Source organism: Streptomyces sp. NPDC050085, assembly GCF_044460595.1.
Taxonomy (GTDB): Bacteria; Actinomycetota; Actinomycetes; order Streptomycetales; family Streptomycetaceae; genus Streptomyces.
Map to the genome: position 1 here is coordinate 178,798 of NZ_JBITJZ010000002.1, position 16,193 is coordinate 194,990.

11 protein-coding genes are annotated in these 16,193 nt (G+C 70.4%); 2 read left to right on the forward strand and 9 right to left on the reverse strand.

Going from position 1 to position 16,193, the window contains the following annotated elements:
• Window positions 1-230 precede the first annotated feature (230 nt).
• On the reverse strand, window positions 231-1,019 hold the full coding sequence (locus tag ACIBUY_RS09200; protein ID WP_365568566.1) for a TIGR03936 family radical SAM-associated protein: 789 nt from the start codon (window positions 1,017-1,019) through the stop codon (window positions 231-233).
• Between the two features lie 46 nt (window positions 1,020-1,065).
• Window positions 1,066-2,187: a hypothetical protein gene (locus ACIBUY_RS09205; RefSeq protein ID WP_399152521.1), complete on the reverse strand. Its 1,122-nt coding sequence runs from the start codon at window positions 2,185-2,187 to the stop codon at window positions 1,066-1,068.
• A 143-nt stretch (window positions 2,188-2,330) separates the two neighbouring features.
• Between ACIBUY_RS09205 and ACIBUY_RS09210 the strand changes: the two genes are divergently transcribed.
• Together ACIBUY_RS09210 and ACIBUY_RS09215 are read left to right on the forward strand one after the other, a co-directional pair.
• Window positions 2,331-5,435, forward strand: coding sequence for a phosphocholine-specific phospholipase C (locus ACIBUY_RS09210; protein WP_399152236.1), 3,105 nt, complete (start codon window positions 2,331-2,333; stop codon window positions 5,433-5,435).
• Between the two features lie 47 nt (window positions 5,436-5,482).
• Window positions 5,483-6,067 carry a TerD family protein gene (locus ACIBUY_RS09215; protein ID WP_365568572.1) on the forward strand — a complete coding sequence of 195 codons (585 nt, stop codon included), beginning with the start codon at window positions 5,483-5,485 and terminating at the stop codon, window positions 6,065-6,067.
• Between the two features lie 102 nt (window positions 6,068-6,169).
• Here ACIBUY_RS09215 and ACIBUY_RS09220 read toward each other — a convergent pair whose 3' ends face one another.
• The 7 genes from ACIBUY_RS09220 to ACIBUY_RS09250 all read right to left on the reverse strand — a co-directional run bounded on the left by ACIBUY_RS09220 (window position 6,170) and on the right by ACIBUY_RS09250 (window position 16,089).
• Window positions 6,170-8,095, reverse strand: coding sequence for a TIGR03960 family B12-binding radical SAM protein (locus tag ACIBUY_RS09220; protein WP_365568574.1), 1,926 nt, complete (start codon window positions 8,093-8,095; stop codon window positions 6,170-6,172).
• Between the two features lie 84 nt (window positions 8,096-8,179).
• Window positions 8,180-9,703, reverse strand: coding sequence for a CHAD domain-containing protein (locus tag ACIBUY_RS09225; protein ID WP_399152237.1), 1,524 nt, complete (start codon window positions 9,701-9,703; stop codon window positions 8,180-8,182).
• A gap of 59 nt (window positions 9,704-9,762) precedes the next feature.
• A complete protein-coding gene (gene rodA / locus ACIBUY_RS09230; protein WP_365568580.1) occupies window positions 9,763-10,962 on the reverse strand; it encodes a rod shape-determining protein RodA in 1,200 nt (399 codons plus the stop codon).
• A gap of 3 nt (window positions 10,963-10,965) precedes the next feature.
• The gene (gene mrdA, locus ACIBUY_RS09235) at window positions 10,966-13,146 is read right to left on the reverse strand and encodes a penicillin-binding protein 2 (RefSeq protein WP_365568582.1); all 2,181 of its coding nucleotides are present in this window, start codon (window positions 13,144-13,146) and stop codon (window positions 10,966-10,968) included.
• A gap of 119 nt (window positions 13,147-13,265) precedes the next feature.
• On the reverse strand, window positions 13,266-13,946 hold the full coding sequence (gene mreD, locus ACIBUY_RS09240) for a rod shape-determining protein MreD (protein WP_365568584.1): 681 nt from the start codon (window positions 13,944-13,946) through the stop codon (window positions 13,266-13,268).
• A 17-nt stretch (window positions 13,947-13,963) separates the two neighbouring features.
• Window positions 13,964-14,914: a rod shape-determining protein MreC gene (gene mreC / locus ACIBUY_RS09245; RefSeq protein ID WP_365568586.1), complete on the reverse strand. Its 951-nt coding sequence runs from the start codon at window positions 14,912-14,914 to the stop codon at window positions 13,964-13,966.
• A gap of 155 nt (window positions 14,915-15,069) precedes the next feature.
• A complete protein-coding gene (locus ACIBUY_RS09250; protein ID WP_018531437.1) occupies window positions 15,070-16,089 on the reverse strand; it encodes a rod shape-determining protein in 1,020 nt (339 codons plus the stop codon).
• Between the last annotated feature and the right edge of the window lie 104 nt (window positions 16,090-16,193).

Below are 16,193 nucleotides of genomic sequence, written 5' to 3' on the forward strand. Positions count from 1 at the left end.
CCCCCGGGCGCCGCGCCTGATCCGTGACCGGTGACGTCCGCGGCTCGCTCGCGCTTGTTGTCGGGCGCGAGGGCCGCCGGTCCGGGGCGCGGGCGCCGCACGGGGGCTCTCTGTCTGTTCTCGCCGGTTCCGGTACGCGATGTACGTACGGCCTGGCGAAAGTCCTTGGGTGGGTGCGCTGCCCGACCCAGGTGGCTCCCGAGTACGAGGGCGGCGCTACGACGACCGCCTTACGCGGAACCTTCCACGGCAGGCGCCGTCGCGGTGGCAGATCCTGCGGCCGCCGTTTGTGGGGCGGTCGGGAGTGCCTCGCGGTCGGGCGCGAGCGGGTCGGTCACCGTGCCGGTCTCTTCATCGAAAAGCCCCTGCGCCAGCCTGGTCACCGCTGCGGGGACCGGCGGCGCCAGGTCGGCCACGGCGGTGAGACCGGACAGGACGTCGTCGGGTCGTACGGCAGGCGTCACGTGCCGAACAACCAGGCGCAGTATCGCACAGGCCTTGTCGCTGGGCCTATCAGCCGGAACATCGGACGAGGCTTCCAGGCTGACGACGGCCGCGCGGGCGTCGAACGTACGGATCCCGTTCTTCGTGCGGCGCTGGACTTCCACGGTCTCGGCGGCGCGGAACGCCTCGGCGGCGCGCGCGGCCTCCTCGACCGGGACTCCGTCGAGCCTCAGCTCCCACACGGAGGCGGTGAGCCGGTCGGCCAGGCCCGAGGTGCGGGCCTCGACGGCGTCCACGATGTCGAGCCCGACGGGCATCGACTCGTCCAGCAGAGCACGGAGCTTCTCGGGGTCCCTCGGCGCCGTGAGCGCGATCTCCAGGTACTCGGCCTCGCTGCCCGTGCCGGTGGGTGCGGCATTGGCGTACGACACCTTGGGGTGCGGCGTGAACCCCGCCGAGTACGCCATGGGCACCTCGGCGCGGCGCAGCGCACGCTCGAAGGCGCGCTGGAAGTCACGGTGGCTGGTGAACCGGAGGCGGCCGCGCTTGGTGTAGCGCAGTCGGATGCGCTGCACCGCGGGTGCGGGCGGCGGGCCTACGGGCTGTCGCTTGCCCAGTGTCCTAATCCTTAATGAATGCGGTCTTCGTGCTTGCGGTCGTACTGCTACCTAGAGTACGTGGCTGCGGGGCTCCCGGTTCCCGCCGGTCCCTGACCTGCGGTTCAGCGGGGCTGGTGGTGCCGAACAGGGCACGGCGGACGTCGGCGCGGGCCTGGCGCAGGCTCGCGCGCACCTCCCGGGCGACGTGCAGCGCCGGCCGCCAGACCTGGTCGCGCACGACGTGCCCGAGCGGGGTGAGGACCGCGCGGTACGCCCAGCGCACCGGGTCCACGAACACCAGGCGCAGCAGCCTCCCGATGAACCGCCCGACGGCGAGCGACACGTGTCCGGCGATGCGCCAGGCGTGCCCGAAGGCGGTGCCGATCTCCCGCAGGACGACGCCGAGGGCGCGGCCGACGGGCACGAGCACCCAGCGCCACAGGGCCAGCGCGGGCGCCACGAGGATCCACCGGACGAGTGCGGAGACAGCGAGAGCGAGGGCGCGCCCGAGGGGCGCGAGCACGTTCGCGTACGCCCATGCGCACGGCACCACCACCAGCATCCGCACCAGCCAGGCGATTCCGACCCCGACCCCTCTGGCCAGCCAGGCGATCCCGCCGCCAACTCCCTTGGCCAGCCAGGCAATTGCGTGCCCGACGGGCGTGAGGAGATGCACATACGCCCACACCCACGGCCACACGAACAACGCCTTCGCCAGCCAGCCGAGCCCGACGCCGACCCCCCTGGCCAGCCAGGCGATCCCGACCCCAACTCCCCTGGCCAGCCAGGCGATCGCATGGCCGAGCGGTGTGAGGACCTGCTCGTACAGCCACACCGCGGGCACCACGATCAGCATTCGGCCCAGCCACCGCAGCGTTCGTCCGACCGGCGCGAGGACATACCGCCACAGCATCAGCAGCGGCCACACGAACACCGCCCACAACAGCACGCCCAGGCCGCGCCCCAGCGGCACCAGCACCTTCTCGTACAGCAGGCGGCCGCCCGCGGCGAGCGCGTCCCACGCGAGGCGCACCGGCACCACGAGGACGAGCGCGAGGATGCGCACCGGCAGCCTGATCGCCACGACGAGGCAGCCTTCGCCGCCGGGTTCGGGGCGCTTCTCCAGGTCCGTGACGGTGTCCATGACGGTGAAGACGCTCGGGGCGGCCCGGTGGATGCACGCCACGAGAACTTCATGCACACCTCTGTTCACCGTCACCTCGGTCTCGTATTCATAACGGGTCTGGGCCAAGCGGCCCGGGACGAACCACCGTTGGAGGCATCCCCGTGAACGCTGGACCCCACAGACCCCACAGCCCCTCCCGCCGCACCCTCCTCGGCGGTGCCGCGGCCGCCGGTGTGCTGGCCGCGCTGCCGCTGAGCCTGCGCACCGCGCTCGCCGCGCCGGGGCGGCCCGGCACGCTCGGTGACATCGAGCACGTCGTCGTCTTCATGCAGGAGAACCGGTCGTTCGACCACTACTTCGGCACGATGCAGGGCGTCCGCGGCTTCGGTGACCGCGCCGCCGTGCGCGGGGTGAACGGGCTGCCGGTCACGCACCAGCCCGACCCGTCGCGCCCGGAGGGCTGGCTCGCGCCGTTCGCGATGAACGCCGCGCACACCAGCGCGTACCAACAGGGCGCCGCCGCCTTCGGGTTCGGGGATTCCATGAGTGCCCGCAACGACGGCATCGCGGACGGGTACGTGACGCGGCGCGGCAGCGGCTGGCTCGGGCAGGGCTACTACGAGCCCGCCGACATGCCCTTCTACAACGCGCTCGCGTCCGTCTTCACCGTCTGCGACCACTACTACTGCTCGGTCGAGACCAGCACCAACCCCAACCGCGAGCACCTGATGACCGGCACCAGCGGCGGCACCGTGCGCGACGTCGCCGTCGTCGACAACCAGGAGCCGGGCTTCGAGTGGACCACGTACGCCGAGCGGCTCGAAGCCGCCGGGATCTCCTGGAAGACGTACCAGGCGCAGGAGAACTTCGACGACAACGCGCTCGCCTGGTTCACCGCCTTCCGCGCCGCCAAGCCCGGCGATGCGCTGTACGAGCGCGGCATGAAGAAGGTCGGTGATCCGGCGCAGACGAACGACCCGTGGGCGATGGGGGACGCGCTCGTCGCCGCCTTCGCCGAGGACGTGAAGAACGACGCCCTGCCGCAGGTGTCCTGGCTGGTGGCGCCCGCCGCCCTGTCCGAGCACGCCAGTTACGCGCCGCCGCACGGCGAGGACCTCACGGCCCGGCTGCTGTCCGCGCTCGCGGACAACCCGGCCGTCTTCGAGAAGACCGTCTTCATCCTCAACTACGACGAGCACGGCGGGTTCTACGACCACCTGCTGCCGCCCGTGCCGCCGCTCGCCGAGGGGCGCGGGAAGACGAACGTCTCCCCCGACGGCGAGGTCGTCGTGCGGGTCCAGAAGGGGACGTCCACCTTCTACCGGCCCGTGAACCAGCGCGGGCAGTACCGGGTCGGCACCTCCTGGTCCGACGCCCTGCCCGCCGGGGAGACGAAGGTCGCGGGGCCGTTCCCGCTCGGGCTCGGCATGCGCGTGCCGATGATCGTCGTGTCGCCGTGGACGCGGGGCGGGGCCGTCGCCTCGACCGTGTACGACCACACCTCCGTGATCCAGTTCCTGGAGCGGCGGTTCGGGGTGCGCGAGCCCAACATCAGCGCCTGGCGCCGCGAGGTCACCGGCGACCTGACCGAGGTCTTCGACTTCTCCGGCAAGGAACCCCACTGGCCCGAGCTCCCCGACACCAGCGGCAACCGGCAGAAGGTCACCGACACCGGCAAGCTGCCCGCGCCGACCGTGCCGAAGCCGCAGACGCCGCCGAAGCAGCAGCGCGGGACCCGCACCGCACGGCCCACTCCCTACCGACTGGGCCTCAAGTCCCGTACGAGAAAAGGTCAGTTGACCCTCGACTTCGCGAACCGCGGGACGCAGGGCGCCGTGTTCGCCGTCTACCCGGAGCCGGGCACGCCGCCCAAGCACTACACCCTCGCGGCGCACAGCACGCTGTCCGACGTGTGGGACGTGCGCGCCGGGTACGACCTCCGGGTGCACGGGCCGAACGGTGCGCTGTGGCAGCTGCGCGGGGACGCCGAGGGGACGTACGACGCCGCGTGCGAGCTGTCCGAAGACGGCCGCCGGGCCACGCTCACCCTCACCAACCGCGCCCGCGCCGCCCGCACCTTCGCCGTCGGTGACCTGGCCTACGGCGCCGGGGTGCGCGAGATACGCGTGCCGGGCCGCACCGAGCGCACCGTCACCTTCCCCGTGGCGCACGAGGGCTGGTACGACTTCGGGGCCGCGGTGCACGGCGAGCCCGGCTTCCTGCGCCGGTTCGCGGGCCGGGTGGCCGGCCGCCGCGAGGGCGTCACCGACCCGGCGATGGGCCTGCCCGACGCGCTGACGGTGGCCGTGTCCCTCGAGGCCGCGTCCGGCACGATCGACGAGCCGGTCCTGGTGCCGGGCAAGGCCGCGCGGGTCCGCGCCACGTTCACGGCCGCCGACGCCGACGTGACGGGGATCGCCGCGTACCCCGTACTCCCCGACGGCTGGCGCGCGAAGGAGATCACCGCTCCCCCCGCCGCCCTCAAGGCCGGCGCGTCCGCGACCGCCGAGTGGCAGGTCGAGGTCCCGGCCGACCTCGGGCCGCAGGACGCGCACCGGCTCCTGGTCACGGGCACGGCCCGCGCCGGGCGGCGGTTCGTGCTGGCCGACGGCGAGGTGCGCGCCCGCACCGCACCGGCCATGACGGGCCACCTCCTGGACGAGGACTTCGAGTCGCTCGCGCCCCTGCTCGCCCCGGTCGCCGGGGTCACCGGCTGGACCGCGCAGGCGCCCGAGGGCTGGTCGGTGGTGAACGCCCCCGGCATGCCGCAGGGCACCGCCCGCCTCCAGGGCTGGACGTTCCACACCAAGCGGGCCTGGGCCCCGGCGGGCCAGGACCGCGGGAGCTTCGACCGGGCCCTCGGCGTCATCGCGGTCGCCGACCCGGACGACTGGGACGACACCGGATCGCCGTCGGCGAAGGGAAAGTTCGACTCCACGCTCGTCTCCCCCTCGCTCGCCATCCCGTCGAGCGCCCGGAAGCTGTACGTCTCCTTCGACTCGCACTACCGCCAGGAAGCCCCGCAGAAGGCGTCGGTCAGTGCGGCGTTCGACACAGGCGAGGAGGTCACGCTGCTGTCGTACAGCGCCGATGCGGCCGGGAACGACAATGCGGGCCGGGACGTTGAGAACACGTACGTGACAAGGGAGTTGACGCCACCCTCGGGGGCCACGAGCGTGCGGCTGAAGTTCCGCATGTATGACGCGGGCAATAACTGGTACTGGGCTCTGGATCACGTGCGCGTGGACGAAAACCCCCTCGTATAGGCACACTTTGCGCAGCAACGCACCAGCCACGCGGAGGGGATCCAGTCATGATCACGCTCACGAAGGAAGACGGCCCGGCGGACCTGGACGGAGTCACGCACCTGTCCATCGGGGTGTCCTGGGACCCGACCTCCGGGGCGAGCGGCGGCGTTCTCGGAGCGCTGCGCCGCAAGCAGGGCACCGACCTCGACCTGATCGCGATCGCGATGCAGGGCGCGGACCCGGTGCGTCTGGCGGGCCTCGACTCGCTCGACCCGATGGGCAACGGCTCCCTGGTGCACAGCGGCGACAACCAGACCGGCAAGGGGGACGGCGACGACGAGACGGTGACCGTCGAGTTCTCGCGCATCCCGCAGCAGATCACGTCGATCGTGTTCGTCGCGGCCGCGTACAAGAAGGGCAGCTCGTTCACGAAGGCCCGCAACGTCAGCATCAAGGTGTACGACGCCACGGGCGGCAGCACCCAGCAGGTCGCCGACATCTGGCCGAGCATGCTGAGCGCCGACAACGGCTGCGCGGTGGCCAAGGCCGTGCGCGTGGGCGGCAGTTGGAAGCTCGAGGTCATCAACACGACGGGCAAGATCAAGCAGGGTGACGAGCACGCCCTGATGCGGTTCGCCGTGAGCAAGTAGGCGCAAGGAGACGCAAGGAGACGCAAGGAGACGCACGTACGTCGAAGGGGCGGCCGGTTGATTGCTCAACCGGCCGCCCCTTCAACTACGTACAGGCAAGCGCTACTTGACGACCGTCAGCGGCAGCAACTTCTTGCCCGTCGGGCCGATCTGGATCTCGGTCTGCATCTGCGGGCAGACGCCGCAGTCGAAGCACGGGGTCCAGCGGCAGTCCTCGACCTCGGTCTCGTCGAGCGAGTCCTGCCAGTCGTCCCAGAGCCAGTCCTTGTCGAGACCGGAGTCCAGGTGGTCCCAGGGCAGGACCTCTTCGTAGGTGCGCTCGCGCGTCGTGTACCAGTCGACGTCCACGCCGTGCGCGGGCAGCGTCTTGGCGGCCTGCTCCATCCAGCGGTCGTAGCTGAAGTACTCGCGCCAGCCGTCGAAGCGGCCGCCGTCCTCGTACACGGCGCGGATGACGTGACCGATGCGGCGGTCACCGCGCGAGAGCAGGCCCTCGACGATGCCGGGCTTGCCGTCGTGGTAGCGGAAGCCGATGGAGCGGCCGTACTTCTTGTCGCCGCGGATCTTGTCGCGCAGCTTGGTCAGGCGCGCGTCCGTCTCCTCGGCGCTGAGCTGCGGCGCCCACTGGAACGGGGTGTGCGGCTTCGGCACGAAACCGCCGATCGAGACGGTGCAGCGGATGTCGTTCGAGCCGGAGACCTCGCGGCCCTTCTGGATCACGTTCATCGCCATGTCGGCGATCTGCAGGACGTCGTCGTCCGTCTCGGTGGGCAGGCCGCACATGAAGTACAGCTTCACCTGACGCCAGCCGTTGCCGTACGCGGTCGCGACGGTGCGGATGAGGTCCTCTTCGCTGACCATCTTGTTGATGACCTTGCGCATGCGCTCACTGCCGCCCTCGGGGGCGAAGGTGAGGCCCGAGCGGCGGCCGTTGCGGGTCAGCTCGTTGGCCAGGTCGACGTTGAACGCGTCGACGCGGGTCGACGGGAGGGAGAGCCCGATCTTGTCTTCCTCGTACCGGTCCGCGAGGCCCTTGGCGATCTCGCCGATCTCGGTGTGGTCCGCGGAGGACAGCGAGAGCAGGCCGACCTCCTCGAAGCCGGTCGCCTTGAGGCCCTTCTCCACCATCTCGCCGATGCCGGTGATGCTTCGCTCCCGCACGGGGCGCGTGATCATGCCGGCCTGGCAGAAGCGGCAGCCGCGGGTGCAGCCGCGGAAGATCTCGACGGACATGCGCTCGTGGACGGTCTCCGCGAGCGGCACGAGCGGCTGCTTCGGGTACGGCCACTCGTCGAGGTCCATGACGGTGTGCTTGGACACGCGCCACGGCACACCCGACTTGTTCGGCACGACGCGGCCGATGCGCCCGTCGGGCAGGTACTCGACGTCGTAGAAGCCCGGCACGTAGATGTTCCCGGTCCGCGCGAGACGGAACAGGACCTCCTCGCGGCCGCCGGGGCGGCCCTCGGCCTTCCACGCGCGGATGATCTCGGTCATGTCGAGGACGGCCTGCTCGCCGTCGCCGATGACCGCGGCGTCGATGAAGTCGGCGATCGGCTCCGGGTTGAACGCGGCATGGCCGCCCGCGAGCACGATCGGGTCGTCGAGCGTGCGGTCCTTCGACTCCAGCGGGATGCCGGCCAGGTCGAGCGCGGTCAGCATGTTCGTGTACCCGAGCTCGGTGGAGAAGCTGAGCCCGAAGACGTCGAAGGCCTTCACCGGGCGGTGGCTGTCCACCGTGAACTGGGGCACCCGGTGCTCGCGCATCAGCGCTTCCAGGTCCGGCCAGACGCTGTACGTGCGCTCGGCGAGGACGCCCTCGCGCTCGTTCAGCACCTCGTAGAGGATCATGACGCCCTGGTTGGGCAGCCCGACCTCGTACGCGTCCGGGTACATCAGCGCCCAGCGGACGTCGCACTCGTCCCATGCCTTGACGGTGGAGTTCAGCTCGCCACCGACGTACTGGATGGGCTTCTGTACGTGGGGAAGCAAGGCCTCGAGTTGCGGAAAGACCGACTCGACAGACATTTCGGCGACTTTCGGTGAGCTGACAAGGGTGACCCTCAAGCCTAACCTGCCGATCGCCCCTGTCTCACCGGACCATGGTCCGCCCTACAGTCCCGGCTCCGCCGCCCCCGCCCAGACCTCGGGAAGCTCCCGCTCCCGGTCCGCCGCGGCCGTCTGCTCCTGGCCGTAGAGCAGGCCCCAGGTGAACGCGCTCTCCCCCGCGGCATGCGCCTGCACGGCGAGATCCCGCAGCGCCTCGCGGGCCACGACGCTGTCCTGGTGGTCGCCGAGCAGCGACTGGACGCCCTTCATCCGCTTCGCGAACTCCTTGGCGCTCCTGCCGAGCGCGGGCACGGCCGCCTCACCGGCGTACCGGGCGCGCTTGGCGGACTTGCGGGCCTCGTGCATCGCCAGATCGCGGTCGGCGCCCGGTTCCAGGGCGAGGGCGTGCTCGATGCGGGCCGCGAGGCGGGCGTGGTCCTTGAGTGCGGCCTTCTTCAGCACGTCCGCCGCGGGGCGCCCGGCCGCGGCCTTCAGCGGCGGCGCCGCGAGCAGCGCGTCGAGGCTCTCCAGCAGGGCCAGGTACCGCTTGCCGTCGAGCACGGCGACCGTGTGCCGGCGCGAGCCGAGGCGTCGGGAGACGGCCCAGATCCGCAACCGCCCGCGCACCGGCCCGAGCAGCAGGGTGCGCGGCAGCGCGTCGATCCGCCCGGTCAGCCGCTCGGTGAGCACCTCGCGGTCCCGGTCGATCCCCAGCTCACCGGCGAGCCACTTCAGCTCCTCGCCCACGGGCGCCGTGACGTCCTCGTCCAGGACCTTCTTGTACGTCTTGAACGCGCCGCGCATCCGCCGGGTCGCGACCCGCATCTGGTGCACGGAGTCCGGCAGGTCGCGGCGCACGGCCGGGTCGAGTTCGACGAGGGCGTCGCGCTGGGCCCGCAGGTGCGCGAGGACGTGGTCGCCCGCGGTGACGGGCTGCTCCGCGGACTCCTGCCGGGAGCCCCTCGCCCTGGTCACCCCGGTCTCGTCGAGGGCGCGGGCCAGCTTGGAGTGGGAGGCGGAGCGCTCGACCCCGGCCTTGCGCAGCCGCTTCTCGACCTTGCCGAGGAACTCGGGGTCGCCGCCGTCGGCCAGCTCCACCTCGATCTCGGTCCAGGCGGCGGCGCGCTCGGCGCCCAGCCGCTCCGCGCGCACCGCGTCGACGCTCACCTCGGCGAGCAGCGACCCGTCGGCGCCGGTCAGATGGGACACGTCGCGGGACGACAACAGCCGTACGACGGGCCGGAGTTCGGCCTCCCGCACCCGGGATCGCACGAGACCGGCGAGCGCCCGTGGCACCCCGTCGGACAGCGGCGCGCGCACCTCGTCGCGTACGCCCTCGCTGATCGCGACGGGCAGCTTCAGGTGCCAGCCGGCGTCGTCGCCGCCGGTGCGCCGCCGCAGCGTGATCTGATCGGCGGCGAGCCGCTGGTCCTCGGTGTCGTAGTAGACGGCGTCGAGCTCGACGACGCCCTTGTCGATGATGGCCGACACCCCGGGGACCTTGTGCAGGTCAGGCAGCCGGAAGTGCTCGGCAGGGGCGCCCGTAACCTCGTATTTCCGCTCGATCTCGCGCTTGGTCTCCGCCATGACCTGAATCTAGACGCGACCGGCAGCGGCGCCAAGGGCGCGGGCTGCGCCCCGGAGGCCTACGCCGACATGGGTCTCTGCACCCGGATCGACTGCAACAACCCCACCGCCACCCACACGGCGAACATCGATGACCCTCCGTACGACACGAACGGCAGCGGGAGACCGGCCACCGGCATGATGCCCAGCGTCATGCCGATGTTCTCGAACGCCTGGAACGCGAACCAGGCGATGATCCCGGCGGCGACGATCGTCCCGTACAGCTCCGTCGTCTCGCGGGCGATCCGGCACGCCCGCCACAGCAGGATGCCGAGCAGCAGGACGATCGCGCCCGCGCCCACGAAGCCGAGTTCCTCGCCGGCCACCGTGAACACGAAGTCCGTCTGCTGCTCGGGCACGAACTGGCCCGTGGTCTGCGAGCCGTGGAAGAGCCCGGAGCCGGTCAGGCCGCCCGAACCGATGGCGATGCGGGCCTGGTTGGTGTTGTAGCCGACGCCCGCCGGGTCGAGCGCGGGGTTGGCGAACGCCGCGAACCGGGCGATCTGGTAGTCGTCGAGGACCCCGAGCTGCCAGATGGCCACGGCCCCGGCCGCGCCGACGCCGATCAGGCCGAGCACCCAGCGGTTGGAGGCGCCCGACGACAGCAGTACGCCGAGCACGATCATCACCATCACCATGACGGACCCGAGGTCCGGCATCAGCATGACGACCATCATCGGGACGGCCGCGAGACCGAGCGCCTGCAGCACGGTCCGGTGGTCGGGGAACTCCCGGTCACCGGCGTCGACGCGCGCCGCGAGCAGCATCGCCATGCCCAGGATGATCGTGATCTTCACGAACTCCGAGGGCTGCAGCGAGAAGCCGCCGCCGACGATGATCCAGGCGTGCGCGCCGTTCACGGTCGCGCCGAGCGGGGTGAGGACGAGCAGCACGAGGAAGACGGAGATCCCGTAGAGGATCGGGACCGCCGTGCGCAGCGTCCGGTGGCCGAGCCAGATCGTGCCGATCATCAGCGCGAACCCGATGCCCGTGTTCAGCAGGTGCCGGAACAGGAAGTAGTACGGGTCGCCCTGGTTGAGCTCGGTGCGGTTGCGGGTCGCCGAGTAGACGAGGGCCGCGCCGATCATGGAGAGCGCGATCGCCGACAGCATGATCGGCCAGTCGAGCCGCCGCATGACGGAGTCACGGGCCATGAGCTTCGACATGGTCGAGCGCTGCGGCCCGTACCCGGAGACGGAGAAGCCATTGCTGCCGGCCATCGGTCAGTCCCTCCTGTTGTACGTGGAGGTGGGCAGGCCCGCTGCCAACTCCTGCTGCGCGGGCGGCTGTTCCTTGTTCGGCTCGTACGGCTTGATCGTGGGGGCGTCGATCGAACCGTCCGTCTGGATCTTCGGCAGGGCCTTCTCCGGCTCGGGCAGCAGGGCCTTCTTCAGGTCCTGGTCGCCCTTCGCGTCGAGCCCGTAGATGGCGTCGTAGATCTTCCTGACCGCCGGACCCGAGGCGCCGGAACCCGTACCACCCTGGGAGATCGTCATCACGATCGAGTAGTCCTTGGTGTACGTCGCGAACCACGACGTCGTCTGCTTGCCGTAGACCTCGGCCGTACCGGTCTTGGCGTGCATCGGGATCTTGTCCTGGGGCCAGCCGCCGAAGCGCCAGGCCGCCGTGCCGCGGGTCGCCACTCCCGCCAGTGCTTCGTCTATCTCGTCGCGGGTCTTGCCCTTGAAGGGGAGCTTGCCGTTGACCTTCGGCTGGATCTCCTGGACGTGCTTGCCGTCGGCGCTGACGACGGCCTTGCCGACCTCGGGCTCGTGCAGGGTGCCGCCGTTGGAGATGGCCGCGTAGATCGACGCCATCTGGATCGGGGTGACGAGGGTGTCGCCCTGGCCGATGGAGTAGTTGACCGAGTCACCGGCGCGCATCAGGTTGCCTTCGAGGCAGTTCTCGTAGTTGAGGCGCTGGACGTAGTCGCCGTCCTTCTTGCCGGACTTGCACCAGGAGTCCTTGTTGGCCGCCCAGAAGCGCTTCTTCCACTGGCGGTCGGGGACGCGGCCGGTGACCTCGTTGGGGAGGTCGATGCCGGTCTCCTTGCCGAGGCCGAACTGGTGGGCCGTCTTGTAGAACCAGTCCTGGGTGTCCTTGTTGCCCTTGAGGCCGCCGTCCTTCTTCCACTCGTTGTGGGCGATGCCGTAGAAGACGGTGTCGCAGGAGACCTCGAGGGCGCGGCCGAGGCTGATCGGCCCGAAGTTCTCGGACTCGAAGTTCTTGAAGACCTGGCCGCCGATCGAGTACGAACTGGTGCAGGGGTAGTGCCCGTTGAACGGGTAGCCCGCGTTGACCGAGGCCGTCGTGGAGATGACCTTGAAGATCGAGCCGGGCGCCGCCTGGCCCTGGATGGCCCGGTTCAGCAGCGGGTAGTTCGAGTTCTTGCCGGTCAGCTTGGCGTAGTCCTTGCCGGAGATGCCGCCGACCCAGGCGTTCGGGTCGTAGGTCGGGGCGGACGCCATGGCCACGACGCGGCCGGTCTTGGCCTCCATCACGACGACGGCGCCGGAGTCGGCCTTGTAGTTGGTCCCGGTGTTCTTGTCGAACCCCTTGCGGGCTTCCTTCATGGCGTCGTTCAGCTCGTACTCGGCGACGCGCTGCACCCGTGCGTCTATCGACGTGACGACGTTCGCCCCGGGCACGGCCTTGTCGCTCTTGGCCTGGCCGATGACGCGGCCGAGGTTGTCCACCTCGTAGCGCGTGACGCCGGCCTTGCCGCGCAGCTCCTTGTCGTAGGTGCGCTCGAGGCCGCTGCGTCCGACCTGGTCGGAGCGGAGGTACGGGGATTCGCTGTCCTTCGCCTTCTCGATCTCGGCGTCGGTGACCGGGGAGAGGTAGCCGAGGACCTGCGCGGTGTTGGCCTTGCCGGGTGCGGCGTAGCGGCGTACGGCCGTGGGCTCCGCGGTGATGCCGGGGAAGTCCTCGCCGCGCTCGCGGATCTGCAGCGCCTGCTTGGGAGTTGCCTCGTCGGTGATCGGGATCGGCTGGTACGGCGAGCCGTTCCAGCAGGGCTGCGGCGTCTTGGCGTCGCACAGCCTGACCTTCTCCTCGACCTCCTTGGGCTGCATCCCGAGAACGCCGGCGAGCTTGGTGAGCACGCCCTTGCCGTCGTCCTTCATCTTCATCAGGTCGGTGCGCGACGCGGAGACGACGAGCCGGGTCTCGTTGTCGGCGATGGGCACGCCGCGGGCGTCGAGGATCGAGCCGCGCACGGCGGGCGTGACGACCTGCTGCACGTGGTTGCCGGAGGCCTCCTTCGCGTACTCGTCGCCGTTGCGGATCTGGAGGTACCACAGGCGCCCGCCGAGCGTGAGCAGCAGCGAGAGGACGAGGATCTGGAGGACGACGAGCCGGATCTGGACGCGGGGCGTTCGTCCGGTCTCGGGGATATTGGTCACGGTGGCCGTGCTCCCCTGTCAGTGCGAGTGCGTGCGTGTGTACGTGTACGAGTACGTCTGCGAGTACGAGTACGTGTACACGCGGAAGCTGTGCGTGGCGGGGTTCAACTGCCGTGTCGTCACAGGCGCTTGACCCCCTTGATGCGGCCGGCGCGGGCGGCGCGGGCCTTGACGGACTTCATGCGCAGGCCGCCCCGCTGGTTGCCGATGCGCAGGCCCGTGCCGGAGGAGAGCCAGCCGGAGGAGACGTCGGCGGCCTTGGCGGAGCCGCTGCCGCCGCCCGCCTCGGCGAGCGGGTCGTTGTCCGCGCGTCTGGCGAGCGCCATGACGCCGGGCACGACGAACGGGGCGAGCAGCAGGTCGTAGAGCGCGGCCGTGAACAGCAGGCTCCCCAGGCCGACGTGACGGGCCGCGGTGTCTCCGACGAGGGCGCCCACACCGGCGTACAGCAGGGTCGTGCCGACCGCGGCGCCGACGACCACGACCATCGGTCCGGTGGCCGAGCGGAGCTGTCCGTTGTCGGGCTTGGCGAGGCCCGCCAGGTAGCCGATGACGCAGAGCACGAGGGCGTAGCGGCCCGCGGCGTGGTCGGCGGGCGGGGCCAGGTCGGCGAGCAGGCCCGCCCCGAAGCCGATGAGGGCGCCGCCCACGTGTCCGTACACCAGGGCCAGGCCGAGGACGGTCAGCAGCAGCAAGTCCGGGACGGCGCCCGGGAGTTGGAGTCTCGCCAGGATGCAGACCTGGACGACCAGGGCGACGACGACGAGGGTGGTGGAGAGCAGCATTCGGTTGAAGCGCATGGTTCTTGCTCCTCCTGCTACTGCTCGTAGCCGTTGTCGACGACGCCGTTCGCGGGCGGGGACGGGGTGACGGTGACCGTCACGGTCGGGGCCGGCTTGGGCTTGGCGGGCTTGGCGGGCAACACCTCGTCGCGCGGGTCGGTGCGCGGCGGCTGTACGACGACGCCGACGATGTCGAGCTTGGTGAACCCGACGTACGGCTCGACGTAGACGGTGCGGGTCAGGTCGCCGCCGGACGGGTCCACGCGGACGATCTTCCCGACCGGGACGCCGGGCACGAACGGCTTGTCGGCCTGCGAGCCGAAGGTGACGAGCCGGTCGCCGGGCTTGACCTTGGCCTTGCCGTTGAGCAGCTGGACGCGCAGCGGGCGGTCGCCCTGCCCGGAGGCGAATCCGAGCTCGTCGGTCTTCTCCATGCGGGTGCCGACGGTGAAGTCGGGGTCGTTGGCGAGCAGGACGGTGGCGGTGTTCGGGCCGACCGTGGTGACGCGGCCGACGAGGCCGTCCCCGTTCAGGACCGTCATGTCGCGCTTGATGCCGTCGCTGGCGCCCGCGTCGATGGTGACGGTCCAGGAGAAGCCCTGCGCGGACCCTATGGCGATGACCTGGGCGCCCTTGATGCCGTACTGCCCGGAACCGGCCGTCTTCAGCATGGTGTCGAGCTGGCGGATCTTGCTGCGGTTGCGGTCGTCGCTGCCGAGCTCGGCCTTCAACGCGGCGTTCTCACGCTCCAGTTGGCCGATCCGGTCGTGCCGGTTGCCGGAGTCGCGGACCGCGCTTATGGCGTTGCCGATGGGGTCGACGGCGCCCGCGACGCCGTTCTCCACCGGGCCGAAGACCTTCGCGGCAGCCTGGCGGGCACCGTCGACCGGCGAGTCCTCGCCGCCGCGGATGTCCACCGTGATCAGTGCGAACGCGATGGCGATCAGCAGCACCAGGAGCAGCCGGCTCTCTCGTGTGTCCCTCACGTGCGGCGGCCGTGCCTTCCTCAATCGTTACTACGGAGCTTGTTGCTGAAGCTGTTGCTGAGGATTTCTTGTGCCTTGCCTCTATATCAACGATCCGCCGCACGAAGTGGCAGGCACTCGTACGGCGGACCCACCCTTTCAGGTGCCGCGACGTGTCATCTGCGCGGGGAGGCGTCCAGGACCTGCTGCAGCGCCTCGAACTCCTCGACGCACTTCCCGGAGCCGAGCGCCACGCTGTCCAGCGGGTCCTCGGCGATGTGGATCGGCATGCCGGTCTCGCGGCGCAGCCGCTCGTCGAGGCCGCGCAGCAGGGCGCCGCCGCCGGTGAGGACGATGCCGCGGTCCATCACGTCGCCGGACAGCTCGGGCGGGCACTTGTCGAGGGTCGTCTTGACCGCGTCCACGATCGCGTTGACCGGTTCTTCGATGGCCTTGCGGACTTCGGCCGCCGAGATGACGACGGTCTTCGGCAGGCCGGACACGAGGTCGCGGCCGCGGATCTCGGTGTGTTCGTCGGAGTCGAGGTCGTACGCGGAACCGATCGTGATCTTGATCTGCTCGGCGGTCCGCTCACCAAGAAGCAGCGAGTACTCCTTCTTGATGTGCTGGATGATCGCGTTGTCCAGCTCGTCGCCCGCGACGCGGATGGACTGCGCCGTGACGATTCCGCCGAGCGAGATGACCGCGACCTCGGTGGTGCCGCCGCCGATGTCCACCACCATGTTGCCCGTGGCCTCGTGGACCGGGAGGCCGGAGCCGATGGCCGCGGCCATGGGCTCCTCGATGATGTGCACCTGGCGGGCACCGGCCTGCGAGGAGGCCTCGATGACCGCGCGGCGCTCGACGCCGGTGATGCCCGAGGGGACGCAGACGACGACTCGGGGCCGGGCGAGGTAGCGCCGCTTGTGGATCTTCAGGATGAAGTAGCGGAGCATGCGCTCGGTGATCTCGAAGTCGGCGATCACGCCGTCCTTCAGGGGGCGCACCGCGACGATGTTGCCGGGGGTGCGCCCGATCATCTTCTTGGCTTCGGCGCCGACCGCGAGGATGCCGCCGGTGTTGGTGTTGATCGCGACCACGGACGGTTCGTTGAGTACGATCCCGCGACCCCTGACGTACACCAGCGTGTTGGCGGTCCCGAGGTCGACAGCCATGTCACGGCCGATGAACGACATTGAGTTCCCCATCAGGATTCGTCTGGCCTTCCCGGGTGGAGCGTTTGATTGCTTGTCAGGTAGGCGAGAGGTGGACGCGTGTGGCGTGGAGGCTTCCATCGTAG

Coding starts and splice junctions, on each gene's coding strand:
- ACIBUY_RS09205 (WP_399152521.1), bottom strand. CDS start 2,187: ATGGACACCGTCACGGACCTGGAGAAGCGCCCCGAACCCGGCGGCGAA.
- mreD (WP_365568584.1), bottom strand. CDS start 13,946: ATGCGCTTCAACCGAATGCTGCTCTCCACCACCCTCGTCGTCGTCGCC.
- rodA (WP_365568580.1), bottom strand. CDS start 10,962: ATGGCCGGCAGCAATGGCTTCTCCGTCTCCGGGTACGGGCCGCAGCGC.
- ACIBUY_RS09220 (WP_365568574.1), bottom strand. CDS start 8,095: ATGTCTGTCGAGTCGGTCTTTCCGCAACTCGAGGCCTTGCTTCCCCAC.
- ACIBUY_RS09215 (WP_365568572.1), top strand. CDS start 5,483: ATGATCACGCTCACGAAGGAAGACGGCCCGGCGGACCTGGACGGAGTC.
- ACIBUY_RS09225 (WP_399152237.1), bottom strand. CDS start 9,703: ATGGCGGAGACCAAGCGCGAGATCGAGCGGAAATACGAGGTTACGGGC.
- ACIBUY_RS09250 (WP_018531437.1), bottom strand. CDS start 16,089: ATGTCGTTCATCGGCCGTGACATGGCTGTCGACCTCGGGACCGCCAAC.